This window comes from Mesorhizobium sp. B2-1-1 (genome assembly GCF_006442975.2).
GTDB lineage: Bacteria > Pseudomonadota > Alphaproteobacteria > Rhizobiales > Rhizobiaceae > Mesorhizobium.
In genome coordinates this window covers 2,314,143-2,337,369 of sequence record NZ_CP083954.1, presented here as the reverse complement: position 1 = coordinate 2,337,369, position 23,227 = coordinate 2,314,143, and the positions used below count along the sequence as shown (strand labels likewise).

The following is a 23,227-nucleotide window of genomic DNA, read 5'->3' as shown; positions in this document are numbered from 1 at the left end:
AACCGGCGCCTGTTTCGACATTCTGTCGGGAGAACGTCATGAACGAAACCACAGATCCAAACAACCAGATCCTGCTCGTGGCGATCATAGCGTTTTATTGGGCATTGCTGGGCAGTTGGGGCCAAACTCTGCCGCGCTCGGGCAACGACAAGGCCAAGCAGGACGATGCGCCGAGAGAGCAGCGAACCGGCAGTATCGACGATATATCCTATACGGACACACGCTTGGATGCGATCCGAGAGATCGACCCAACTTTCGACCTTGCCGCGTTTCTGACCGGTGCCAATATGGCTTATGAAGCTATCCTGCGCGCGTATGCGGACAGCGACATCCCAACGTTGAAGCGTCTCGTCGGGCCGGAAGTGCTCGATATCTTCGGACGAGCGATTGCCGGCCGCCGGGATCGGGGGGAGATGCTGCAACTCACCTTCATTGGCACGAAGGAAGCAAAGGTCGTCGACGCTCTTGCGGAGAACGGCACCGCTGAGATTGCCGTTCGCTTCGTTTCCGACGTGGTCAGCGTTACACGCTCGGCCAACGATGCGATCGTCGCCGGCGATCCCCAGCAGATCGTTGAGGTGATCGATACGTGGACGTTCGCCTGTGACACCCCGTCAACAAAGCGCAATTGGATGTTGATCGCCACGGAAGGCGAGTAACGAGTGCATGCTCATCCGATGCCTGCCTGACAGCCTTGTCAGGTCAACCCGGAGCGCTCGAGCCGCGCGGAATTTCAGCTTTTGACAATGTGCATCCACGATTTGTGTATCACGATCAAATCGGCATGACCGGTTCAGTCGATCATTCTCAAGCCGCGAGCGGGTAGCACCGCCAAAGATCCACTCCCTGAACCTGCTGTAGCCTCAGGCGCCGGATATGGTCAGATCCGCATGCATCGCATCGGCCATATCAGCGATTGATCCACCATCAGATCTTTCCGGAGACACGTCAGCCTTCGCCCTTACGCCGTGGCTCGAATGGAAGGCGACGCATCGTTCAGGCTATTCCAGGTTTCATCGGTCGCGGCATCCTCGATCGTGATTATACCAGCCTCCTGAGCCATTTGAAAAAGGGGCACGGCATCGGTAACCGCGCGCTTGGCTTCACGCCTATCCTTCCATCCGACAAGAATCTTGTTGATGCGGAAATTTTCCTGGCTGGTCGAGGCGACGAAGACAGGCCGTCCTGCCTGAAGGATCAGGCTACCGAGGTCGGGTGGAACGACGAAAATTGCCAGAAGAGGCGCCCTCGGGCGACGCTGCGACGATGCCGGCTTGGCCAAGGGGAAAACGTCAACAGACACCCTGCCGCGCAACGCGGCTTCACAACGCGACAACCCTCAAAGCCGGAGGTCTACCTGCACAGTTTCAAAAAAGTCGATGATGGACGATGGTTGTGGTGAGAAGTACGCCGGCCGACGTGATTGTGAATGTCCTCCCTACTCGAACATGATCCGAGCGGTGCCTCTTTTGGCAATCAACCGTCTCCGAGCCTCTTGGATCCGCTCAGCCTGTTGTTTGGAATAGGGACCCATTGGCCGAGTCTTTTCATCGCCGCGACGGACCCTGCAGTACCAGCGGCCCCTGTCCGAAAAGATTTCGACCGAGGTCGGCGCCTCATCGGACGCTTCCCTGGCCACACCGGTAGCGAACTTGACGATCTTTGAATGAACGGCGTCCAATCCGTTGGTGGTGCTCGGTTCCTGTTGCATTGTGGACATAAGTCGAACTCCTTTCAGTCACAGCGACGCACCGCTGCGCCATACGGGTTGCGCTCTCTACGGATCGCGGTGCCCAAGAGCGCTTGCTACCTTGCCATTTGGCGCTCCATTTCCATCTCTGCCCCTAGACTTTCGATGTCACGGAAGATCGAAGCGACAGCCAGCGTGCGCCCTTCGCGCTTGAAGCGCAGCAGGCAGTCCCTGGCACCGATGTCTCCATCGACAGCAATCTCGTCCCATTGCCCGGCATGGCCGACATAGTTGATGGGAACGTCGTAGTGCTGGCTCCAGAAGAACGGCACGGCCGCGAATTTCTCGCGATGGCCGAGGATGTTCAGGGCCGCGGTTTGCCCCTGCCTCTCTGCAACCACCCAATGCTCGACCCGAATGTTCTCGCCAGTGTGAGGATCCGGCCACCGCGCAATGTCGCCGGCCGCGAATATGTCCGGTGCGCTCGTCTCCAGAAAGGCATTTACGGCGACGCCGCGGTCAAGAGTGAGCCCCGCCCTTTCGGCAAGCCCGGTCCGCGGACGCACGCCGACGCCGGCGACGACGAAATCCGCCGTCAACATGTTGCCACTGCTTAGTTTCACTTTGTTGCCGTCGATGCTGCTCGCGGTGTCCTCGAGATGGAACACGACTCCATGCTCCTCATGGAGTGCGCGGATGAAGTCACCCATTTGCGGACCGAGGGCCCGTTCCATGGGTCGTTTATCCGGCGCCACGACATGAACTTCGATATTGCGCGCGCGCAGCGCTGCGGCAACTTCCAAGCCAATGAAACTGGCGCCAAGCACGATGGCGCGGCGCGCAGTCGTGGCTCGCTCGATGATCACCTTGCAATCTGCAAGCGAGCGCAGCGTGTGAACATGTGGCTGATCCGCGCCGGGGATGGAGAGGCGCACCGGTTCGGCCCCCGTGGCAAGTAGCAGTCTATCGTAAGGAATCCTGCTTCCGTCAGCCAGAATGACCTCGCGAGAACGCAGGTCGATATCGACGGCCTTCGTATCGAGACGCAGGTCGATGTTGTTTTTTGAATAGAATTTCTGGCCGCGCAGCGGAATCCAATCCTCCGGAGCCTTCCCTGCGAGGTAGTCCTTGGAGAGATTCGGCCGGTCGACGGGCGGCGCATGGTCGTCGCTGATCATGACGATGCTGCCCTGGTACTGCTCTCGCCGCAGCATTTCGGCCGCCGCGAAACCGGCCGCGCCGCCGCCGACAATGACGACTTTCTCGGGGACCCCGCCCGCGCTTCCGCCGCGCGGCTTCGGCGCCGTCCGTTTGAGTTTCTCGCCCACGAATATCCGCCCATCGCGCTGTTCCACCGACCAGCAAGCGAGTGGATTGAAGGCAGGCGCTCGCAAGGCTTCGCCTGTGCGCAGATCGAAGCAAGCGTGGTGCCACGGACATCGAATGGAATCCGACACCACAAGACCGTCACCGAGCGGCCCGCCGTAATGTGTGCATGTCGCGCCAATGGCGAAGATCTCGGCCCCGCGGCGCACCAGCAACACCTGCTCGTCGCCGCAATGGCCGACAAGCTTTCCGCCATCGGGAAGGTCGGACAGCGCGATCCCCTGGACCAGATCCGGTCCGTTTGATTTGGTATCAGCTTCAGCCATATTCTCGTCCTTGGCGATCCGTGTCAAAACCGCTCGTGCGGCGAGGCGGCACACTGCTTCGGGGTACCTTCTGCCTGGCTAGTGCGCCTTCAAATTCTCAGCATTATCCGCGCCGACATTCCGACTGCGTCATGTACTGGGCTGAGTGGCTCAGACCGCAGTCTCCCGCTCTCGCGGACATCATGCAAACGAATTTAATCGATAGTTGAGTGCAGTTTTCATGATGGCTTTCCCTCCGCGATTCCACTGCGCACAACTACAAGATCGCCTGCCCAGTCTTTCCCCAGTCGGCAAGAAACGACTTGAGGCCCTTGTCGGTGAGTGGATGTCTGGCGAGGTTTCTGAGTATCGCTGGTGGTACGGTCGCGACATCCGCGCCTGCGATCGCCGCCTGTTTGACATGGAGTGGAGTGCGAATTGAGGACGCCAGGATTTCCGTCGTGAAGGATTTGCCGTTGTCGTAGATCACACTTCAGGTTCGGGAGCGACTCCGGCTGGCAGGGTCATCTGATGAGGCGCTGGCGACTCTCGAAACTGAGCCACATCGGGAATTCCCCGCCAATTTAGATACTTCCGGCCTCGGGCCTGGGGTGATGTCCAGGCAGTTCGGAAATGCCTAGGATTCAGGGCTCGTCATTCGCCGCTTGGTCGGACAGACCCATTTCTGGTGCGGCATCACGGCGTCTTGCCACGCAATAAGATAGATTGATAATATATCTTATATAGAGGATCACATCGAAGAGCGAACCAAGGCTTCAGCCAGCTTGCGTCGGAGAAAACAGGAGCTTCGGAATGACCGCGAACGGTCGAAGCAAGAGAACAATCGTGGTCGACGGCGTGCCATTGCCCAACATGCTCGACGAGGCAATGATCCGCAGTGTAGTCCACGGGTTTTATGACGAAATTCGCCGTGATGACCTTCTCGGTCCCATTTTCCACGATCGGATCGAGCCAGATAAATGGCCGCAGCATCTGGCGAAGATGTGTGACTTCTGGTCCGCTACTCTACTTCGGACATCCCGATACGACGGCAGGCCACTGCCGCCGCACCTGGTCATAGCCGGCCTCGGCGCGGCGCATTTCCGTCGCTGGCTAATATTGTTTCGGACAACGGTGCGTCGCATTTGCCCGGCCGAGGTGGCGACGCTTTTTATGGATCGCGCGCTGCGAATTGCTCACAGTTTCCGTCTCGCGATCGCCTTCAACCGCGGCGAGACCACGATCGGCATCGAACCTATCGTCGAGAGAGACTTGTGATGCACGACCGGTTTGTGAGTGGTTCCTACAATGCACAGCGATCGACAGGGAGCCGTGATTCATGCGGCTGACCAGCTTTTCGGATTATGCATTGCGGATGCTGATGTACACTGCCGCCGCCGGTAGCCGGCTTATCACGATCGAGGAGGTTGCCCGCACCTTCAACGTGTCGAAGACGCATCTGAACAAGGTCGCCAACACCCTGACCCGTGGCGGCTATATGAAGGCAATCCGCGGCCGTTCCGGTGGTCTCATTCTCAGGCGCCGGCCTGAGATGATCCGGATTGGCGATGTCGTGCGGTTAACCGAGCCGGATTTCGCGCTGGTCGAATGTTTCGCGACCGGAAACCGATGTGTGCTAACCGCCTCCTGCAAGCTTTCAGGCATGTTTGACGAAGCGACAGCCTCCTTCCTGAACGTCCTTGACCGCTACACGCTCGCCGACATCACACTGATGCCCGAAGACTTCCTCGGCGGTCAGATACCACCCGTTCGCACCGGGGCGACACGCAAGACCGTATAATGTTGCGCGGCTTCGACGCGCGCTGTTTTTGCTCGGATGTGAGATGGGCCATGGCTGAACCAAAGAAGAATGATCAACAGGTCACAAAGGACATTGATTCTGATATCGACCCGGACAACACTCTGCTGCCGATGCTTATCGGTGGGCTTGTCCTGATAGTTATCGGAGCGATCATCGTGATGATGTTTGTGTAGTTTCGCAACGATGGCGTGTGACTTTATCGGCCCGGCTGTTGTCTGGGCGCCTGCAACCCCAATTGCGATTTGGCGGATGGAGAACTGTCGGCCGAGGAGGGGAAGTACAGAGCGCGCGACCGGCGGGCGCTTGGACAGCGCATAGCCGGCGACGATGAGCTGCAGGAGGTATATCGTCGTCTGCGCCAGCCCGGCCCCGATGATCCGGCAGAGCCGATCTCCACGGCCGAGATGCGGCGCAAGCGCCTGCTACTCACCCCGCGGAGACGTACGTCGTCATTGAGTTCAGAACTTGCATTCCGCTTCGTTAAACTACCATTTCGCACTGCTCTTGTTCCGAGCCCCTCATGACGTCGGCGTACCGTTTTGGGTTGAAGTGCAGATAGAGAAACGCTGTGACGGTCACGCAGCCGAGATGCATGATCCATCCGCTGCTGAAGCTCCCGCTCCAGCCATGCAGGAGCGCGGTGGCGAATGGACCAAGCGCGGCGATCAGAAAACCGCCGCCCTGCATCAGCGCAGCCAGCGCGCCCGCCTGCTCCGGGCGCGGCAGATGATCGAGCGCCGTGACGATTGCAAGCGAGAAGCTTCCGCCAAGACCGGCCCCGCATATCCCCACCCACAGAACGGGCGACAGTGCGGGAAAAACCGCAAGTCCGGCAAAGCCCGCAGCCTGCAGCAGCAGGGTCAGCCAGAGCCAGGGACGGCGGTCGATGCCCCGGCGCGCCAGGACAGGCAGCACCAGGGCCGAAGCCGCCTGGCAAATGGCCATCACGGCCACAAGATTGCCGCTGGCGGCACTGCTCCATCCTTGCGCCTGGTAGTAGGGCGCAAGCCAGGCGACCATAGATGAATAACCGGAGTTGACCAGGCCGAAGGCCGCCATCAGGACCCAGGTCCGTGGACGGCGAAGCAGAAAACCGGTCAAGGCGCGATCGGGTCTTGAAGCCTTGGCGTCGGACAGGACGCGGAATGCGGCGCACAGCGCGATGGCGGCGGGAGCCGCGAGCCAGGCAAGGGCTGCCCGCCAGTCGTATCCGTTGTTGACGAGCAGGGGCGCCAGACGTGCGCCAAGCGCCCCACCGCCCATGATCATGCAGGAATAGAGGCCGGTCACGGCGGGTGTGCTGGTCGGGAACTTTGCCTTGATGATCCCCGGAAACGCGGCCTGGATGAAGGCCACCCCCGCCCCGCAAAGTGCCGCCGTCAGGATCAACGACAGGCCGCCGGGCACGACAAGCCTGAGCAGCGAGCCCGCTGTCAGCACCATTAGCGCCGCGAGCAGGCCCCGGCGCGTTCCGACGGCCGCCTGGATGCCCGGTGCAACGAACGCACCCAGGCCCATCAGCAGCATCGGCAACAGCGTCAGCATGGCCAGGCTGCCATAGCCCATCCCGGTGTCGGCCACGATATCGGCCAATATCGGTCCCGGCGCCGTCAGGAAGGGACGCAGGTTGATCCCGATTAGCACGACGAGGGCAAGCAGCGTCCATTGCCTGTCGGTTGCAGGCTGCGCGGTCATCGACATTTTCGCGCTGTTCATCTGGCGCCCGCTTGCACCAGCAGGGTTATCATCTGCGCATAGCCGTTCCTGCGCGCGTGCCGCAGCGGTGTCGCCCCGTCCTTGTCGGCGAGATTGACGTTGGCGCCGGCCTCGATCAGCCGCCTCACGATCTCGACATGACGCTGCCCGCCATCGCCGAGGATGATGGCCTCCAGCAACGCGGTCCAGCCGAGCTTGTTGACGTGATCGACATCAATACCGGCATCGATCAGCGCGCCGACGGTCTCGACATGTCCGCGTTCGGCAGCCGGAATGAGCGCGGTACCGCCATAGCGATTGGTGCTCTTCAGGTCGGCGCCGTGCGCAAGCGTCATCTTCAGGATTTCGAGATGCCCGCGCGCGCCGGCGTAGAGATATGGACTATCCTGGATATCGTCCTTGGCGTTGACGTCCGCGCCAGCCTCGATGAGAGTCCTGGCAGCGCTGACCTTGTTGCCGTGGGTCGCGACGAGAAGAGCCGTGCGGCCGTTCTTGTCGCGCGCGTCGATCCGGGCCCCCTCGGAAACAAGCATCTTGATCATGGAGACATCGTCATTTGCCGCAGCCGAGTGAAGCCTTGTCTCATTCATGTTCTGCCCCAACGCTATCGATGGAATGCAGGCGACGATGACGCCCAGCAAAAGTCTGCGCTCGATCATCGGCATCAGCCCCCCGACACGCTGTGCGTGGAAGCCGAGCGGGTTGCTGCGGCGAGCGAAGCCGTCATGCTCCGCCGAGAGGTGGCGAAAGCATCCTGCCTGGGACGGAGTTCCAGGCCGACGAGCAATTCCGCGAGCCTGACAGCCGCCGACACCCCTTCGACGACCGGGACACCGTGAAGGCTGGCCAGTCGCCGCGCCATATCCGACATGCCGGCGCAGCCAAGCACGATGGCGTCGGCGCGATCGACCCGCAGCGCCTCCTGGATTTCTTCGCTGATGATCGACAAGGCCGCCTCGCCATTAGCTTCCAGCGCCAGGACGGGAATGCCGCTCGCCCGCACGGTGGCGAATGGCGAAAGGCCGTAGCGAACCAGATTGTCCTCGAGAATGGGAACGGAAACCGGCAAGGTGGTAATCACCGTGAAGCGCCTCGCCACGATGCTGGCGACACGGGCGGCGGCCTCGCCTATGCCGATGACCGGCTTGCGCGTCAGCATCCGCGCGGCGTCGAGTCCGGTATCGTCGAAGCAGGCGATGATATAGGCGTCCACGGCGTCACTGCGCTCGGCCCCTTCGATACGGTCGAGAAGACCTGGGACCGCCTTCGCGCCATCGATCGCGCCTTCGATGGAAGCCGGGCCGCTGTCGTTCTGCATGGCGATGATTTCGGTGCCCGCCTGCGCGGTTCGCCGCGCCGCGACGGCGATGGATCCCGTCATCGACGCGGACGAATTGGGATTGATGATGCCGATGCGTACCATGGGAAAAATTCCTGAAGCCGCCGCCCGGCCGAACGTGCATCGCTGCCGTTCCGCATCACCGGTGGCCTGTCTCGATATTGAAGCCTATTCGATCAGATCCGTGTCGCGGCTGTGCCGCCAGAACCGGTCCGGGGTCCTGAGCAGATCGCGCAAGCCCAGCCGCTCGATCATCAGTTCCGTCTCCCGTTGCGCGGCATCGAGCACGGCATCCTGATCGACATGAACCGGCTTGCGGTCGCGCAACAGCACGCGTCCGCCGACCAGCACGGTGTGGACGTCGTTGCCGTTGGCAAAATAGGTGACACGGAATTCCGGCATGTTGGCCGGGTAGAGATGCGGGCGCCGCAGGTCGACAAGAATGACGTCGGCCTTCTTGCCGGGCTCCAGCGATCCGACCTGATGGTCGAGGCCCAGGACACGCGCGCCGTCGATGGTGCACATCTCCAGGGCCTTGCCCGGCGGAAGCCAGCTCGGATCGTGGAAATGAGTGCGATGATAGTGCATGCATTGCTGCATGTGACGGAACATGTCCGCGGAGCGGTCCGGCGCGGTCGCATCGGAGCCGATGGCCACCACGACGCCAGCGTCGAGAAGTTCCGTGACCGGGCAGCGCGCGAGAATGGCGGCCACGGCGCTCGGATTGTGCACGATGCTCGTGCCGGTTTCGGCGCAGATCGCTATTTCTTCGTCAGTCAGGGCGGTCGCATGCGACAGCAGTGTGCGCGGCCCCAGAATGCCGATCTCCCCGGCGATCTTCACGCTGCCCTTGGTATGACCATCCTGGGTGAAGATCAGGCCGCGCTGTTCGGCGATCTGCCTGACCTTGCGCGATTGCGCGATGGCGTCCCCTGCCCCGGGACCATCGAGATGTTCCTGATGCATGGTCGGCGTCAGCAGGGCGAGATGCAGACGATCCTCGTGGGTGCCGTGCCAGCGGTCGGCCAGCTTTTGCGAGGTGGCAAGCTGCTGGTCGAACGACACCGGATAATCGGTACGGCTGGCGCCCTTCCAACGTGCATAAGTCAGGGGGTGCGGCGGGCGCGTGGTGCCGACGGCGACCACTGAGCGCGTGCCGATGCCAAGCACGCCTTCCATATGGGCGTTGCCATAGGCCGGATCGTCGGTGCGCATGACCGAATCGCCGCCGCCCAGCAAGGACACGCCGGTCGTCACGCCGAAACGCAGGCGTTCCAGCGCGGCAAGCTGCGCCTCCGCATGCCAGAATTCCGGCGTCGAACCCACCGTATAGGCACCTTGGCATGCCCTGTACCAGAGGTCGCTGCGGCCGCCGCCCATCGTCTTGATCAGCCCGTGCCCGGCATGGGCGTGGCTGTCGACGAAGCCTGGCATGACGGCCATGCCGCGGGCGTCGATCGTCTCGCGCGCCGGATGGTCCCGCGCCACGTCTTGCGAAGCGCCGACGGCCACGATGCGGTCTCCCTCGATGGCTACGGCGCCATCGGGAATGATCCGCCGATCGGGATCGACAGCGATGACGGTGCCGTTTCTGATCAGAATGTCTGCCATCACAGGCTCGCTTCTCTTTTTTCGCTGCAAAGGATGCGGTCGAGCGAAGGCGCGAGGCGCAGGAGTTCGCGCGTGTATTCGTGAGTGGGCGCGGAGAACAATGTTTCGGTATCCGCGAGTTCGACGATCTCGCCGCCTTTCATCACGGCGACCCGGTCGCACATCTGCCGTATCACCGCGAGGTCGTGGCTGATGAACAGCATCGACAGCCCGGCAAGATCTCGTAGGTCCTTCAACAGGTTGAGAATTTGCGCCTGCACCGACACGTCGAGCGCCGAGGTCGGCTCGTCGCAGATCAGCAGCGATGGCCGGGGGCCGAGCGCCCTCGCAATCGCGATGCGCTGGCGCTGGCCGCCTGAAAAGGCATGGGCGAACCGAGAGCCGGCCTGCGCCGGCAGGCCCACCGCCTCGAGCAATGTCTCGGCGTCCAGCCGCGCTTCCGCCGCGCTGGAGGCAAGCTTGTAGAACAGGATTGGCTCCGCGATCGCCGAATTGATCCGCAGCCTTGGATTGAGGGCCGAATACGGGTCCTGGAACACCATCTGGAGTGACTGGCGCACGGTCTTGTCGCGACGGGCGGCCAATGCCGTGCCCTGAAACTCTATGGTTCCCGAACTCTGCGTCACGAGACCGGCAATGGTGTTGGCGACCGTGGTCTTGCCGCAACCGGACTCGCCGACAAGCCCGAAGATTTCGCCGCGGCGCACCTCGAAGGAGACGTCCTTCACGGCCTTGAAGACCGATGCCTTGCGGCCCGGGATGAACGAGCGCTGGCCGTATTCCACGCAAAGATTGCGTACCGTCAGCGCGGTTTCGCCGTTGCGCCCCGCAGCGGTGCCGGTGTTCTTGGAGCGCACGGCTTCGCGCGCCTCCAGTGTTGTCTTCGTTTCCTCGCTTGGGACCGGCAGACGGTCAAGGCGAATGTCGATCGGCGGAACGGCGGCGATCAGCGTGCGCGCGTAAGGCGCCTTGGGCGCGGTCAGCACATCGCGTGTCAATCCACTCTCGACCACGCAACCGTTCTGCATGATCGTGACCCGGTCGGCAATTTCCGCAACCACGCCCATATTGTGGGTAACCAGCAGGACGCCGACGCGGCGATCATCGGCAAGTTCGCGGATCAACTTGAGGATTTGCGCTTGCACCGACACGTCGAGCGCCGTCGTCGGCTCGTCGGCGACGATCAGCCTTGGGTCGCAGGCAAGTGCGGTGGCGATGACGACACGCTGGCGTTGGCCGCCCGACAATTGATGCGGATAGTTGCCCAGCCGGCGTTCCGGCTCGGGAATGCCGACGGCTCTCATCAATTCGAGCGCGCGGGCCCTGGCTTCGCGGCGCCCGATCTTCAGATGCGCCAGCATGCCTTCGCACAACTGGCTTTCCACGGTGAAAAGCGGGTTCAGGCTTGTCATCGGATCCTGAAAGATCGCGCCGACGTCACGGCCTGGAATGATCCCCTTGGTGCGGCCGGTTCGGATGTCGATCGGCTTGCCCGCTATGGTGATGGTGCCGGAAGCAATCCTGCCGGGAGCCTGCAACAAGCCCATCAGCGCATTGCCGACGGTGGTTTTTCCCGCACCGGATTCTCCCACCAGTGCATGTATCTCGCCGGGCCGGATCGTCAGGTCGATGTCATCGACGGCAGCGAGAATGCTGCCGTTGGCAAGCGGATATTCGACCCGCAAATTCCTGATGTCGAGCGCGTGTGGCGTTGTGTTTTCCATCAGTTCGCCATCAGTTTGGGGTTGAAGCGATCGCGCAGGTAATCGCCGATTATGTTGACTGCCAGAACCAGGACGACCAGCACGACGGCGGGCATAACGGCGATCCACCACAGGCCAGAGAACAGGAACTCGTTGCCGATGCGGATCAGCGTGCCGAGCGAGGGATAAGTGGCCGGCATGCCGGCGCCGAGGAACGAGAGGGTCGCCTCCGTCAAGATCGCGCCCGCCAGATTGATGGTGGCGATCACCATGACGGAGCTCATCACGTTGGGCAGGATGTGCCGCATCATGATGCGGCGGGAGGGAAGACCGATGACCTTGGCGGCTCGTACATAGTCGCGGGAAATTTCCACCATGCTGGAGGCCCGCACGGTGCGGGCATATTGCACCCATTCGTTGACGGCGATCGCGAAGATCAGGATGACCGGTGCCCAGTTCGAGACCGTATCGGCGCTCAATTGCGCGCGGGCTATGCCGCTGATCAGAAGCGCGACGAGGATCGTCGGAAAGCTCACCAGAACATCGGCGATCCGCATCACGATGCTGTCGATGATACCGCCGAAATAGCCGGCTATCGATCCCAGCGTGACGCCTATGGCAGCGGCCAACAATACCGCCCCGGCGCCGATCAGCATCGATATGCGCAGGCCGAAGAGGATGACCGAGACCAGATCGCGTCCCTGATTGTCGGTGCCCAGCAGGAAGCGCGGATCGCCACCGTCCATGAACACGGGCGGGATTTCCATGTCGATCAGCGAATATGAGGAGACATCGCGCGGATCGATGGGTGCGATCAACGGAGCGAAGATCACCAGCATCAGCATGGTCACCAGGATCAAGCCAGCGATCATGACCGCGATGGGAGGAAGCCTGCGCGACAAAGACACCTGCGTTGCCATCATTTTGTCCTCAGCCGCGGATCGATCAATGCGTAGAGCATGTCGACGACCATGTTGATCACGACGAACAGGAAGCCGACGAACAGCAGATAGGCCGCGAGGACGGGGATGTCCGGATAGCCGACGGCGTTGGTGAAAAGCAGCCCCATGCCCGGCCACTGAAAGACGGTTTCGGTGACAATGGCGAAGGCGATGAGTTGTCCGATCTGCAGCCCGGTGACGGTCACGACCGGCATCAAGGCATTGCGCAGCGCCAGACGGCCGTAGATGTAGCGGCGGGGCAGACCGCGCGCGAAGGCGAAGCGGACATAGTCCGAAGAGAGCACGTCGATCATCTCGGAGCGCACGAGGCGCATGATCAGCGTCAACTGGAACAGCGCCAGTGTGATCGAAGGCAGGATCAGCGATTTGAGGCCGGAGGCCGTCAGGAAGCCTGTCTTCCAGAAGCCGAGATCGACAAGCTCGCCACGCCCCGAGGACGGCAGCCAGCGCAGACTGACGGCGAAGATCAGGATGAGCAGCAGGCCGGTGACGAATGTCGGCATGGATATCCCGACGAGGGTCAGCGACTGGATCAGCCGCGACAGAAAGCCGTTCGGTTTCAGGGCGCAGAGAACCCCCGTCGGGATGCCGATGAACAGCGACAGGAGGGTCGCGACCACGACCAGTTCCAGCGTTGCGGGAAGCCTGGTCAACAGCAGGCTGACGACAGGCTCCTGGTAGCGAAAGCTGGTGCCGAGGTCGCCATGAAGCGCGCGCCCGACGAATTCGAGGAACTGTACGAAAAGTGGCCTGTCGAGTCCGAGAGCGACGCGCAAGGCATCCTTCTCAGCCTGGCTCGCGCCTTCGCGCACCATCGTGGCGACCGGATCGCCGACGAAACGGAACATGATGAAGGCGATGGCGGTTACGGCAACCATCACGAGGATGGCCTGCAACAGCCGCACCGATAGAATCCGGATCATCAGGAAAAACCTTTCAAGAAGCGCGGATCGAGACAGGCGGGGCTTGCGCCACCGCTGGAGCAGCTCGCGATCCACCACGGATAGCAGGCGCTCCAACCAAGTCAGGCGTGTCCGCGAAAGCTCCCTCGCAAGCGCGGGCACGCCTTACCGGCGCATTTTCCTAGTTCATATGCGCGAACCAGGGACGCACATACTCGTCGGGGAATTGCGGCATGTCGACCTTGTCGCTCATCGCCCAGGCGACCGGCTGCTGGTGCAGCGGCAGATAGAGGGCCTCATCATGCGTGATCTTGAAGGCCGCCTTCAGCATATCCACCCGCTTGGCCTCGTCGAGTTCGGTCGATGCCGAACGGGCCAATTCGTCAATCTTGGCGTTGGAAAGCCCGTTGGGGTTGCTGCCGCCATAATTGCCGTCATTGGTCGCCAGCAAGGCTTGCAGCACGCTGTAGCCATCCATCGGCGGTAGCGAGGCCCATCCGAGCATATAGATATCGAGATCGCCCTTATCCATTCGAGGGAAATAGGTCGTCTTGCTTTCGACGTGCACGTCGGCCTCGACGCCGATCTTGGCCCACATCGACGCGATTGCCAGGCAGATCTGTTCGTCGGCGATGTAGCGGTCGTTGGAACAGGCCAGTCCAACCTTGAAGCCGTCGGGATAGCCGGCTTCCGCCAGCATGGATTTCGCCTTCGCGACATCATAGTCCAGCGCTACGTCGATCGACTGATCGTAGCCGGTGACCTGTGGCGCGACCAGTGTGCCGGAGGTGCGCGACTTTCCGCGCATCAAACGCTTCTGGATCGTGTTCAGGTCGACCGCGTGCCAAAGCGCCTGGCGCACTTTCACGTTCAGCAGCGGATTGGGCTTGCCGGGCGCTGCATGAAGCTCCGGCCGGAAGCTGAAGCCGAGAAAGATCTCGCGCAGCGACGGGTTCTCGACAACCTTCAGGCCGGCGGTGTTGGCGACCCGGTCGATGTCCTGCAACGGGACCGGCGCGATCATGTCGAGTTCGCCCGAAAGCAGCGCCGCGACGCGCGTGGCGTTCGAAGCGATCGGGCGGAATTCCACCCCCGTCAGATTGTGCTGCGGCTTGTCCCACCATTCCTTGTTGACGGCGAAGACCGAGCGCGAGTCCGGCTCGTAGCTGACCAGCTTGAACGCGCCGGTGCCATTGGCATGATTGCTGGCGTAGGTGACGACCCCCGTTGAGGCATTGCCGGGCTTGAGGGCATTGTGCTCCTCCATCCATGGCTTGCTCATCATGTAGATGGCGACGAGATCGTTCAGGAGCAGCGGATAGGGTCCGCGCAGGATCAGGTCGACCGTGTAGTCGTCGACCTTCTCGACGCCGGTTACGGCGGAGAGGTTTTCTCGGTTGCGCGCGCCGGGATCGATCTGACGTTGGATGGTGGCGACGACATCGTCGGCATTGAAGGGTTGACCTTCGTGGAACTTGACGCCCTGCCGCAGCTTGAAGCGCCAGCGCGTCGGCGAGACGATCTCCCAGGAGGTCGCAAGCGCAGGCTCGATAGCCATTTCCTTGTTGCGGCGCACCAGCCCGTCGAACACCATGTTCTGGACGCTCTGGGTAAAACTGTCGACCTGGGCATTCGGATCGTACGAAATGACGTCGCCGGCCGATGACCAGCGCAGTGTCTGTGCAAGCGAAGGCGCTGTCACCGACATCACCATCGCAAGTCCGGCGAGCAGGACCCTAACGCATTTTCTCATTTTCTTCTCCCACTTGTATACGAAGTTTCCGATCTATTGGATACCATTTATCCCCATTGATATCGTACACACATTGTGCACAATATCAAGGCAGGCATGTTCGATTTCGTTTCTCATGTGCAAAACCGCTCAAGTGACCGTTCCGAAAAGGGATTCCGAATGACCCAGGCCTTGCTGATAGAAAACGGTGTCATCGTCACCATGGATGCGAGGCGCCGGATTTTCTCGAGGGGTCATGTCCTGGTGGAGGATGGCCGGATCGTCACCGCCGGCGACGGCGCGGCCCCCGCCACAGATCAGAAGGTGGCGCGCATCGATGCTTCGGGAATGGTTGTCATGCCGGGTCTCGTCGACACGCACGCGCATGCGGGTCACATGCTGACCAAAGGCCTGGGAGACGATTCCGAAGCCTGGATGACTATCGCGGGGCGTATCTATGCAGAGGCGTCGGATACGGAATTCTGGGCAGCCGAGGCCACATTGTCGGCCCTTGAGCGCATAAAATGCGGAACGACCACCGCTGCCCTGCTGTTTGGCGGCGGGCCGGACATCATGCGCACCGAGGCGCCGGGGGCAGCACGGGCACATCTTGCCGCCATCGCCGAAATGGGAGTGCGCGAGATACTCGCCGTCGGGCCGAACCGGCCGACCTCGTCCCATGTCTATCGGGACCACGCATACGTTCCGTCTGTCGAAATCACCATTTCGCCGGAAACCCAGTTGGCAGTGTGCGCGGAAATCATCGATGATTGGGCTGGTCGCGATGGCCGCGTGCGGATTGCGGTCTCTCTCCCGGTGTTCACTCGGCGCGAACTTGACGAACAAACGGTATACAATCTGTCCCGCAATGCTCGCGACCTTGCTCGCGCAAAAAACGTGCTGTTCATCCAGGATGGCCATCGCGACGGTTCCATCGCCGCCAATGCGGAACGGCTCGATCTGTTCGACGAGCATTCGCTGCTGGCGCACTGCATCGAACTGACCGAGGCAGACATCGCCGCGCTGAAACGCAGCCACGCCAAGGTGGCGCATAATCCAAGTGCTCTGATGTCGGTCTCGGGCCGTTGTCCGGCGACGGAACTGATGGAAAGGGGTGTCACCGTGTCGCTCGGCACCGACGCGGCGGCGCCCGATCGCTCTTTCGACATGTTCCGCAACATGTTCCAGGCGCACCGCTATCATGCCCGGCACTTCAGGAACGATGCGGTCCTGCCGCCGATGCAATTGCTGGAGATGGCGACCATCGAGGGCGCGCGTGCCCTGTCGATGGAGAACGAAATCGGCTCGCTGGAACCGGGCAAGCGCGCCGACATCATCCTGGTCAACATGCGCCAGCCGCATCTGTGGCCGCCGGCGCACCCCGCGCAGCGGCTGGCACGCTTCGCCAACGGCGCGGATGTTGACACGACGATCGTCGACGGGCGTGTCCTCATGCGCGGACGCCGCCTCGTCGATCACGATGAAGACGCCATTCTGGATCGCGCCGAAGGAGCCTTCCATCTGATGATGAAACGCGCCGGGCTGGCATAGGCCGAGTTCCGGGGCGCAAACAGGGAGACCCAGATGACCGAAGACCTTCTCATTCGCAATGTCAGGCCCTTGGGCGGCGCTGTCACGGACCTCTACATTCGCGACGGTCGGTTCGCGCACGCAACCAGCGGGAAAGCGGCGCATGAAATCGACGGGCTTGGACAGGTTGCCCTGCCCGGCCTGGTCGAGGCGCACACGCATCTCGATAAGACGCTTGTCGGCATGGACTGGTTTCAGAACCGTGTGGGACCCACGCGCAACGACAGGATCCTGGCCGACAGGAAGGCCAAGCGGGAACTCGGCATCGATGCGCGCAGGCAATCGGCGCGTCAGATCGTGCAGACGCTGGCTTTCGGCGTGACGCATATCCGCAGCCATGTCGACGTGGATACGGAAATCGGCATTACCAACATCGAGGGTGTCGTTGCAACGCGCGAAGCCTTCAAGGGATTGGTCGACGTGCAGGTCGTCGCCTTCCCGCAAAGCGGCATGCTGGGACGCGAAGGCACGCAGGCGCTGATAGAGGACGCATTGAAGGCGGGGGCCGATATTGTCGGCGGCATCGACCCGGCAACGATCGAGCGGGATCCGGTTCGCCACCTGGACGCAATCTTCGCGCTCGCGGATCGATACGGCAAGCCGGTCGACATTCATCTGCACGAACCGGGAGAATTGGGCGCCTTCTGCCTTGAGCTGATCGTCGAACGGACCAAGGCGCTCTCCCTTCAGGGCCGCGTCATGGTGAGCCATGCCTATTGTCTCGGCATGCTGGACACGCATAGGCAGCACACGTTGATCGACGCGCTGGCGGCTGAAGACATCGCCGTCATGACGGTCGGCAGCCCATCCGCGCCGGCGGTTCCGCTGCGCATGATGCGCCAGTCCGGCCTCGTCGTGGCATCCGGTTCCGACGGCATCCAGGGCACCTGGGAGCCATGGGGCAATGGCGACATGCTGGAGCGGGCCAAATATCTTGCGCAGCGCAACGGCATGACCAACGATGCCGATCTGGAAGAGACGGCGCGCGTTTGCACCTTTGGCGGCGCGCAAGGTATCGGCCTGACGGATTATGGGCTTTCGCCCGGTTGCCACGGCGATGTCGTGCTGGTTTGCGCGCGGACCCTGGCGGAAGCCGTGGCCCTGACCCCACGGAAGCGCACGGTCATCCGCGGCGGCCGCGTGCTCGTGCGTGACGGTGCGCTGGCCGGAGATCTGCCCGATGTCGCATAGTCGTCGGACGAACCAGCGTGACGACGGACCCGTCCTGCTCACCGCACGATGGGTTGTCGGCCACCGGGACGGGCGCCATATCCTTCTGGAGAATGGCGAGGTCGTCCATGAGAACGGCAGGATCGTCTTCGTCGGCCATCGCTACGGCGGGCCTGTAAAGCGGCGGATCGATCATGGCAGGGCGCTGATCGGCCCGGGTTTCATCGATCTGGATGCGCTTTCGGACCTGGATACGGGCGTGCTCGGCCTCGATCATCAACCCGGCTGGAAGAAGGGCCGCGTCTGGCCGCGCGACTATGTGGAAGCCGGGCCGGTAGAAATGCTGGCGCGCGAGGAGCTGGCGTTTCAAAAACACTATGCCTTCGCGCAACTCATCCGCAACGGCATCACTACTGCATTGCCGATCGCATCGCTGTTTTATCGTGCATGGAACGAGACATCGGACGAATTCGCATCCGCCGCCGAAAGCGCCGCAGAGTTGGGCCTTCGCGTCTATCTCGGGCCTGCCTTTCGCGCCGGCCATTCCGTCATCGAAGCGGATGGCGGCATCGTCGTCGAGGTGGACGAAGAGCGCGGCGCGGAGGGTCTGGACGATGCCGTTGCCTTTTGCCTGGAGCACGAAGGACGCTTCGGCGGATTGGTGCGAACCATGCTTGCACCGGACCGTGTCGAGTTCTGGACCGCCGACCTGTTGCGCAGGACCGCCAATGCCGCGCGAGACCTCGGCGTGCCGGTCCGTCTGCATTGCTGCCAGTCTTCATTCGAGATCGAGACAGTGCGTCGCCGGTTCGGCACGACATCCGCCCGCTGGCTCCAGGACATCGGCTTTCTCAGCGAAAGAGCGTTGTTGCCGCATGGCACCCACGCCGACGGCGATGATCTCGAAATCATCGCCGGTTCGGGTGCCACATTGGTGCATTGCCCGCTGGTGATGGCGCGGCATGGCGCGGCGCTCGACAATTTCGCCCGCCTTCGCGGCCAGGGTCTGCGCATCGGCATGGGCACGGACACCTGGCCACCCGACATGGTGCAGAACATGCAGGTCGGCCTGATGCTCGGCCGCGTCATGGCGGGCAATCTGGAGACGCCGAAATCAGCCGATCTCTATGACGCGGCCACGATTGGCGGCGCCGACGCGCTCGGCCGGTCGGACCTGGGACGTCTGCAGGCGGGAGCCGCCGCCGACATCGTCGTGTTCGACCTGTCCGGCAACCATCTGGGACAGGTCCTCGATCCGATCGCCTGCCTGACGACGTCCGCAAGCGGACGCGATGTGCACACGGTCATCATTGACGGGCGCACCGTGATGAGCGCCCGAACCATTCCGGGTTTCGATCTCGATGCAGCCCACCAGCGCGCACAGGCCCAGTTCGAACGGCTTGTCCAGCGTTATCCGCAACGCACCTGGCGACATCCGACGGTCGCCGAGATTTTCCCTCCCAGCTATCGGATGTTCATGGCATGAGGGCTCCAGAAACGACACACAACGATTGGAATAAACCTTGATGGCACGCGAGCCGACGGCATTGGCCCTCGACGCCGGGCCGTTTGCATCTCTAAACTCCGGCTTTGCGGATGCTTTTCTTCTTGTGTGCTTGGATATGAATTTCAGGATCGGTCATGACAATCAACATTCGCAATAAAAATCCGAAATCCGCCGTATCCAAGTCCGACGCGGTCTATCGCACGTTGAAGCGCGTCATACTCGACCAGGCGCTGACCGCGGGAACAAAGCTGCCTGAGGATTCGATCGGCGAGCGGCTGGGCGTCAGCCGCACCATTGTCAGGCAGGCGCTGGCAAGGCTGAACGGCGAAGGCCTGGTCGAATTGCGCCCGCACAAGGGCGCCTGCGTCGCGCAGCCGAGCCTGGAGGAAGGCCACAATATATTCGAGGTGCGGCGGGCGCTTGAAGCGCTGGTGGTCGACACGCTGATCGGCAAGCTGACGCCGCAAAAGATCAAACAGCTCGAAGCTCATGTCGACGCGGAAGAGATGGCCAAAGCCAACAATGCCGCGTCGTCGATTCAGCTGGCCGGCGAATTTCATGTGCTGCTTGCCTCGCTCACCGGAAACGAACTGTTGCTGCGCTATGTCACGGAACTCGTTTCGCGTTCATCGCTCATCCTGTCGCTCTACGGACGGCCGCATTCGTCCGACTGTGCCGTATCCGAGCATCACGAGATCATTGCCGCCCTGGCCGCGGCCGACCGGAACAAGGCTGCTGCCTTGATGGACCATCATATTGATGCAATCACCACACGTGCACTGCTGAAAGCGAAACCCGAAAATGACTTTCCGGACCTTCTTGCTGCCTATGCGCGGGAGGAAGGGCTATGATTTATTGGATGAATGCCGAAGAGACGAGGAGTGACCCGAAAATGATCAGGACGAAGGTGATGTCAGGTTAAATCCGCCTCCTCATGCGGTCGTGGCGACCAGCACTTCGGTCGGCTGGAACTTCAACACATCGATCAGTCCGATGTCGGAGATGCGCAATTCCGGGATGACGACAAGCGCCAGCAGAGAGTGCTGCATATAGGAATTATTGAGGGCGCATCCGCAGGCAAGCATCGCCGCGATCAGGCCATTGGCTTCTTCTGCCACGATTTCGGCGCGCTGGTCAGACATCAGTCCGGCGATCGGCAGCTTGACAAGTGCAAGTTCGCGTCCTTCGCTGAACAGCACGACGCCGCCGCCGACCTGTCCCAGCCGATTCGCCGCCAGCGCCATGTCGTCCTTGTCGGTACCCACCACGATCATGTGATGACTGTCATGGGCGACGGTGCTGGCGATGGCGCATGGTTTATCATAACCGAAGCCGGAAACGAACGCGTTGATGACCTTTCCCGTGCCGTGATGCCGTTCCACCAGCGCGATCTGGCAGACGTCACCGGTCCGATCCATCTGAACGATACCATTCAAGGCGCCGAGCGAAGCCTCCAGGGCACGGGTCGGTGCCTGGTTCTCGAGCACGCCGATGACCCGCGCCATGACCTGGTTCGCACCCTCGGGCGCCACGATGTCGAAGTCCGCCGCTGAGAGCTTCTTGCCCAAGCGAACCGTGTTCTTGGTCGAGGCGGGATAGTCGTAGGGCGTGATGTCGGCGACGAGCTTGCCGTCGTTCGACACCACACAGCCGCGTGCGATGACGGTTTCGACCGGGAGTTCGGTGAGATCGGAGGTCAAAACCAGGTCGGCGCGCCGCCCGGGCGTTATCGAGCCAAGCTCACGCTCCATGCCGAAATGCTGAGCAGTATTCAGGGTGGCCATCTGAATCGCGGTGATCGGCTTTAATCCCTGGGCGATGGCATGGCGCACAACGCGGTTCATATGGCCGTCATTGACTAGTGTGCCGGAATGGCTGTCGTCGGTACACAGCACGAAATTGCGCGAGTCCAGGCTGAGCTCGGTCAGCGCCTTGATCTGCGCGTCGACGTCGTACCAGGCGGAGCCAAGCCGTAACATGGCGCGCATGCCCTGGCGCACCCGCGCAACGCAGTCCGCCAGGCTGGTGCCTTCGTGATCGTCGGACGGACCGGCGGCGACATAGGCATGGAAGGGCAGACCGAGATCCTTCGAGGCATAGTGGCCGCCCACCGTCTTGCCTGCCGCCTGAGTGGCAGCGATCTCGGCCAGCATGTCGCCATTTCCGGCGACCACCCCAGGAAAGTTCATCATCTCGCCGAGGCCGACGATGTTCGGCCACGACATCGCCTCACGCACGTCGGCGGGACCGAGGCTGGCACCCGCGTTCTCGAGGCCCGGAGCGCTCGGCACGCAGCTCGGCATTTGCACGAACACATTGATCGGCAGTCCGGCAGCCTCGTCGTGCATCAGCTTGACGCCCGGCATGCCCAGGACGTTGGCGATCTCGTGCGGGTCGATGAACATCGAGGTGGTGCCATGCGGGATGACCGCACGCGCGAACTCGGTAACGGTGACCATGCCGCTCTCGACATGCATATGCGCATCGCACAGCCCCGGCAGCGCGTAGCGGCCCTCTCCGTCGATAATCTGCGTCTCGGGGCCCACGGCATGGTCGGCATTCGGGCCGATGAAGGCGAAGCGGCCGACCGCGATGGCAATGTCCGTCGCGGGGATGATCTCGCCCGAATGGACATTCACCCAGCGCACGTTCCGGACCACCATGTCGGCCGGCGTGCGTCCCATGGCGACATCAACCAACTGCGGCGCGCATTCGAACCAGCTCTTGATCATCTGTTGTTTTCTCCCCCAGCGCGCGCGCCCGCAAAGGGCCGCACGACCTCGACGCAATATCTTGGCGAACTGTAAGCGGCGCGCTGGCGGTAATAGTCCAGGCAGAAATCAAGGAAGGCGGCGAACTTACGCGACACATACCGGCGTCGCATGTAGAGCAGATTGATTGGAACCAGTGGCGAGCGCCATTGCGGGAGCACCGGCACCAGATCGCCGTTCTTGCACTCGATCTCGGTGAAGAAGGCTGGCAGATAGACGATGCCCTCGCCGGCTACGGCGAAGTATTTCAGCATCCAGTAGTCGTTCGCCATGCACTGCGCGGTCGGCATGAAGTCGACCGTTTCCGCGCCGCGCTCGAGATGCCAGGATTGCACGCCGCTCGGGCGGCGGAAGGCGACGGCCCCATGGCCCGCCAAGTCTGCGGGCGTCGACGGTTCCCCGAATTGCTCAATGTAGCGCGGGCTGGCGTAGAGACAGAAGGAAGCCTCCCCGAGCTTGCGAGCGATGTAGTCTGAGTTCGCCGGCTCGCCCCAGTGGAATATGCCGTCGAAAGGCTGGTGCTTTTCGGGCGCCAGGAAATAGCCGAGCGAAAGGAAGATCACGTCGACATTCACCTGCGGATACTGTTGGCGGAAGGCGAACAGCAGTTCCGAGGTGAAGGAAGTGCCGAACTCGCCGGTCGAGCCGATCGTCAGCGTGCCGGCGATATCGTGGCCCGCCTCGGCGATCGCCGCTTTGGCTCCTTCGCAACTTTCCTTGATGCGTTGCGCATGGTCGAGGAACTCGGCCCCGGCATCGCTCAAATGCAGTTCCCGACCGTCGCGCACAAACAGTGCGACACCGAGCGAATCCTCCAACGCGCGCACTTTGTGACTGAGGCTGGACTTGGGCAGTCCATACAGTTTCGCGGCGTGCGAGAGCGACTGCGCCTCCGCCACTTTGATAAAATAATCGATCGCTTCAAAATCCATCGATCGTCCAAGAATTTGAACGGTGCGTCCAGAACTAGCCGGAAACTGCCATTTGCATGGACGACCCTAATACGACAGGATCAGAGCGCGCAAGGTGGGATTTTTGGCGCAGAGAAGCTTGGTCCCAAGCCCGAGCGAGGCCACACGAG

General features: G+C 61.9%; 20 protein-coding genes and 1 pseudogene. 8 read left to right on the top strand and 13 right to left on the bottom strand.

Features of this window, described 5'->3' with window-relative positions; translation table 11 throughout:
• The first annotated feature begins 38 nt into the window (after window positions 1-38).
• The gene (locus tag FJ972_RS11470) at window positions 39-659 is read left to right on the top strand and encodes a Tim44/TimA family putative adaptor protein (protein WP_140525737.1); all 621 of its coding nucleotides are present in this window, start codon (window positions 39-41) and stop codon (window positions 657-659) included.
• A gap of 302 nt (window positions 660-961) precedes the next feature.
• Here FJ972_RS11470 and FJ972_RS11465 read toward each other — a convergent pair whose 3' ends face one another.
• The 3 genes and pseudogenes from FJ972_RS11465 to FJ972_RS11455 form a co-directional block, all read right to left on the bottom strand.
• Window positions 962-1,282 carry a hypothetical protein gene (locus FJ972_RS11465; RefSeq protein WP_140525736.1) on the bottom strand — a complete coding sequence of 107 codons (321 nt, stop codon included), beginning with the start codon at window positions 1,280-1,282 and terminating at the stop codon, window positions 962-964.
• A gap of 524 nt (window positions 1,283-1,806) precedes the next feature.
• A complete protein-coding gene (locus FJ972_RS11460; RefSeq protein WP_140525735.1) occupies window positions 1,807-3,342 on the bottom strand; it encodes an FAD-dependent oxidoreductase in 1,536 nt (511 codons plus the stop codon).
• 256 nt (window positions 3,343-3,598) lie between these two features.
• A pseudogene (locus FJ972_RS11455) lies at window positions 3,599-3,808 on the bottom strand (transaldolase family protein); the annotation flags it as partial.
• Window positions 3,809-4,134: 326 nt separating this feature from the next.
• On the opposite strand from FJ972_RS11455, the gene FJ972_RS11450 reads away from it, so the two are divergent.
• The 3 genes from FJ972_RS11450 (at window position 4,135) to FJ972_RS11440 (ending at window position 5,316) form a co-directional block, all read left to right on the top strand.
• Entirely contained in the window at window positions 4,135-4,599 is a 465-nt protein-coding gene (locus FJ972_RS11450) for a group III truncated hemoglobin (protein WP_140525734.1), read from the top strand.
• A gap of 61 nt (window positions 4,600-4,660) precedes the next feature.
• On the top strand, window positions 4,661-5,122 hold the full coding sequence (locus tag FJ972_RS11445; protein ID WP_140525733.1) for an RrF2 family transcriptional regulator: 462 nt from the start codon (window positions 4,661-4,663) through the stop codon (window positions 5,120-5,122).
• 50 nt (window positions 5,123-5,172) lie between these two features.
• Window positions 5,173-5,316 (top strand): hypothetical protein, encoded by a 144-nt coding sequence (locus FJ972_RS11440; protein WP_181165452.1) that lies wholly within the window; start codon window positions 5,173-5,175, stop codon window positions 5,314-5,316.
• Window positions 5,317-5,623: 307 nt separating this feature from the next.
• Here FJ972_RS11440 and FJ972_RS11435 read toward each other — a convergent pair whose 3' ends face one another.
• From FJ972_RS11435 to FJ972_RS11400, 8 genes are all read right to left on the bottom strand, one after another.
• Window positions 5,624-6,859: a cyanate transporter gene (locus FJ972_RS11435; protein ID WP_226880550.1), complete on the bottom strand. Its 1,236-nt coding sequence runs from the start codon at window positions 6,857-6,859 to the stop codon at window positions 5,624-5,626.
• Entirely contained in the window at window positions 6,856-7,449 is a 594-nt protein-coding gene (locus tag FJ972_RS11430) for an ankyrin repeat domain-containing protein (RefSeq protein WP_224680357.1), read from the bottom strand. Before FJ972_RS11430 ends, FJ972_RS11435 begins: the two co-directional genes overlap by 4 nt.
• A gap of 74 nt (window positions 7,450-7,523) precedes the next feature.
• The gene (locus FJ972_RS11425) at window positions 7,524-8,282 is read right to left on the bottom strand and encodes an aspartate/glutamate racemase family protein (RefSeq protein ID WP_140500705.1); all 759 of its coding nucleotides are present in this window, start codon (window positions 8,280-8,282) and stop codon (window positions 7,524-7,526) included.
• Between the two features lie 84 nt (window positions 8,283-8,366).
• Window positions 8,367-9,809 carry an amidohydrolase family protein gene (locus FJ972_RS11420; protein ID WP_140500706.1) on the bottom strand — a complete coding sequence of 481 codons (1,443 nt, stop codon included), beginning with the start codon at window positions 9,807-9,809 and terminating at the stop codon, window positions 8,367-8,369.
• Entirely contained in the window at window positions 9,809-11,533 is a 1,725-nt protein-coding gene (locus FJ972_RS11415) for a dipeptide ABC transporter ATP-binding protein (protein WP_140525731.1), read from the bottom strand. The genes FJ972_RS11420 and FJ972_RS11415 overlap by 1 nt, the downstream gene beginning before the upstream one ends.
• Window positions 11,533-12,432 (bottom strand): ABC transporter permease, encoded by a 900-nt coding sequence (locus FJ972_RS11410; RefSeq protein ID WP_140525730.1) that lies wholly within the window; start codon window positions 12,430-12,432, stop codon window positions 11,533-11,535. The genes FJ972_RS11415 and FJ972_RS11410 overlap by 1 nt, the downstream gene beginning before the upstream one ends.
• Window positions 12,432-13,397, bottom strand: coding sequence for an ABC transporter permease (locus FJ972_RS11405; RefSeq protein WP_140500709.1), 966 nt, complete (start codon window positions 13,395-13,397; stop codon window positions 12,432-12,434). The genes FJ972_RS11410 and FJ972_RS11405 overlap by 1 nt, the downstream gene beginning before the upstream one ends.
• Before the next feature lie 160 nt (window positions 13,398-13,557).
• Entirely contained in the window at window positions 13,558-15,129 is a 1,572-nt protein-coding gene (locus FJ972_RS11400; RefSeq protein WP_140500710.1) for an ABC transporter substrate-binding protein, read from the bottom strand.
• 159 nt (window positions 15,130-15,288) lie between these two features.
• On the opposite strand from FJ972_RS11400, the gene FJ972_RS11395 reads away from it, so the two are divergent.
• From FJ972_RS11395 to FJ972_RS11380, 4 genes are all read left to right on the top strand, one after another.
• A complete protein-coding gene (locus FJ972_RS11395; protein ID WP_140525729.1) occupies window positions 15,289-16,659 on the top strand; it encodes an amidohydrolase family protein in 1,371 nt (456 codons plus the stop codon).
• 33 nt (window positions 16,660-16,692) lie between these two features.
• Entirely contained in the window at window positions 16,693-17,889 is a 1,197-nt protein-coding gene (locus tag FJ972_RS11390) for an amidohydrolase (RefSeq protein WP_140525728.1), read from the top strand.
• Window positions 17,879-19,354, top strand: a complete 1,476-nt coding sequence (locus FJ972_RS11385) for an amidohydrolase family protein (RefSeq protein WP_140525727.1) — start codon at window positions 17,879-17,881, stop codon at window positions 19,352-19,354. The genes FJ972_RS11390 and FJ972_RS11385 overlap by 11 nt, the downstream gene beginning before the upstream one ends.
• 155 nt (window positions 19,355-19,509) lie before the next feature.
• Entirely contained in the window at window positions 19,510-20,226 is a 717-nt protein-coding gene (locus tag FJ972_RS11380) for a GntR family transcriptional regulator (RefSeq protein WP_140500714.1), read from the top strand.
• Between the two features lie 81 nt (window positions 20,227-20,307).
• On the opposite strand, the gene ade is transcribed toward FJ972_RS11380, so the two are convergent.
• Together ade and FJ972_RS11370 are read right to left on the bottom strand one after the other, a co-directional pair.
• Window positions 20,308-22,107: an adenine deaminase gene (ade, locus tag FJ972_RS11375; protein ID WP_140525726.1), complete on the bottom strand. Its 1,800-nt coding sequence runs from the start codon at window positions 22,105-22,107 to the stop codon at window positions 20,308-20,310.
• Window positions 22,104-23,078, bottom strand: coding sequence for a LysR family transcriptional regulator (locus tag FJ972_RS11370; RefSeq protein WP_140500716.1), 975 nt, complete (start codon window positions 23,076-23,078; stop codon window positions 22,104-22,106). The genes ade and FJ972_RS11370 overlap by 4 nt, the downstream gene beginning before the upstream one ends.
• Between the last annotated feature and the right edge of the window lie 149 nt (window positions 23,079-23,227).

Bases quoted from the DNA above. Each gene is read 5' to 3' on its own strand.
- FJ972_RS11425 (WP_140500705.1), bottom strand. From the start codon at position 8,282: ATGGTACGCATCGGCATCATCAATCCCAATTCGTCCGCGTCGATGACG.
- FJ972_RS11450 (WP_140525734.1), top strand. From the start codon at position 4,135: ATGACCGCGAACGGTCGAAGCAAGAGAACAATCGTGGTCGACGGCGTG.
- FJ972_RS11400 (WP_140500710.1), bottom strand. From the start codon at position 15,129: ATGAGAAAATGCGTTAGGGTCCTGCTCGCCGGACTTGCGATGGTGATG.
- ade (WP_140525726.1), bottom strand. From the start codon at position 22,107: ATGATCAAGAGCTGGTTCGAATGCGCGCCGCAGTTGGTTGATGTCGCC.
- FJ972_RS11435 (WP_226880550.1), bottom strand. From the start codon at position 6,859: ATGAACAGCGCGAAAATGTCGATGACCGCGCAGCCTGCAACCGACAGG.
- FJ972_RS11395 (WP_140525729.1), top strand. From the start codon at position 15,289: ATGACCCAGGCCTTGCTGATAGAAAACGGTGTCATCGTCACCATGGAT.
- FJ972_RS11430 (WP_224680357.1), bottom strand. From the start codon at position 7,449: ATGAATGAGACAAGGCTTCACTCGGCTGCGGCAAATGACGATGTCTCC.
- FJ972_RS11440 (WP_181165452.1), top strand. From the start codon at position 5,173: ATGGCTGAACCAAAGAAGAATGATCAACAGGTCACAAAGGACATTGAT.
- FJ972_RS11460 (WP_140525735.1), bottom strand. From the start codon at position 3,342: ATGGCTGAAGCTGATACCAAATCAAACGGACCGGATCTGGTCCAGGGG.
- FJ972_RS11370 (WP_140500716.1), bottom strand. From the start codon at position 23,078: ATGGATTTTGAAGCGATCGATTATTTTATCAAAGTGGCGGAGGCGCAG.
- FJ972_RS11385 (WP_140525727.1), top strand. From the start codon at position 17,879: ATGTCGCATAGTCGTCGGACGAACCAGCGTGACGACGGACCCGTCCTG.
- FJ972_RS11420 (WP_140500706.1), bottom strand. From the start codon at position 9,809: ATGGCAGACATTCTGATCAGAAACGGCACCGTCATCGCTGTCGATCCC.
- FJ972_RS11405 (WP_140500709.1), bottom strand. From the start codon at position 13,397: ATGATCCGGATTCTATCGGTGCGGCTGTTGCAGGCCATCCTCGTGATG.
- FJ972_RS11380 (WP_140500714.1), top strand. From the start codon at position 19,510: ATGACAATCAACATTCGCAATAAAAATCCGAAATCCGCCGTATCCAAG.
- FJ972_RS11470 (WP_140525737.1), top strand. From the start codon at position 39: ATGAACGAAACCACAGATCCAAACAACCAGATCCTGCTCGTGGCGATC.
- FJ972_RS11445 (WP_140525733.1), top strand. From the start codon at position 4,661: ATGCGGCTGACCAGCTTTTCGGATTATGCATTGCGGATGCTGATGTAC.
- FJ972_RS11390 (WP_140525728.1), top strand. From the start codon at position 16,693: ATGACCGAAGACCTTCTCATTCGCAATGTCAGGCCCTTGGGCGGCGCT.
- FJ972_RS11415 (WP_140525731.1), bottom strand. From the start codon at position 11,533: ATGGAAAACACAACGCCACACGCGCTCGACATCAGGAATTTGCGGGTC.
- FJ972_RS11410 (WP_140525730.1), bottom strand. From the start codon at position 12,432: ATGGCAACGCAGGTGTCTTTGTCGCGCAGGCTTCCTCCCATCGCGGTC.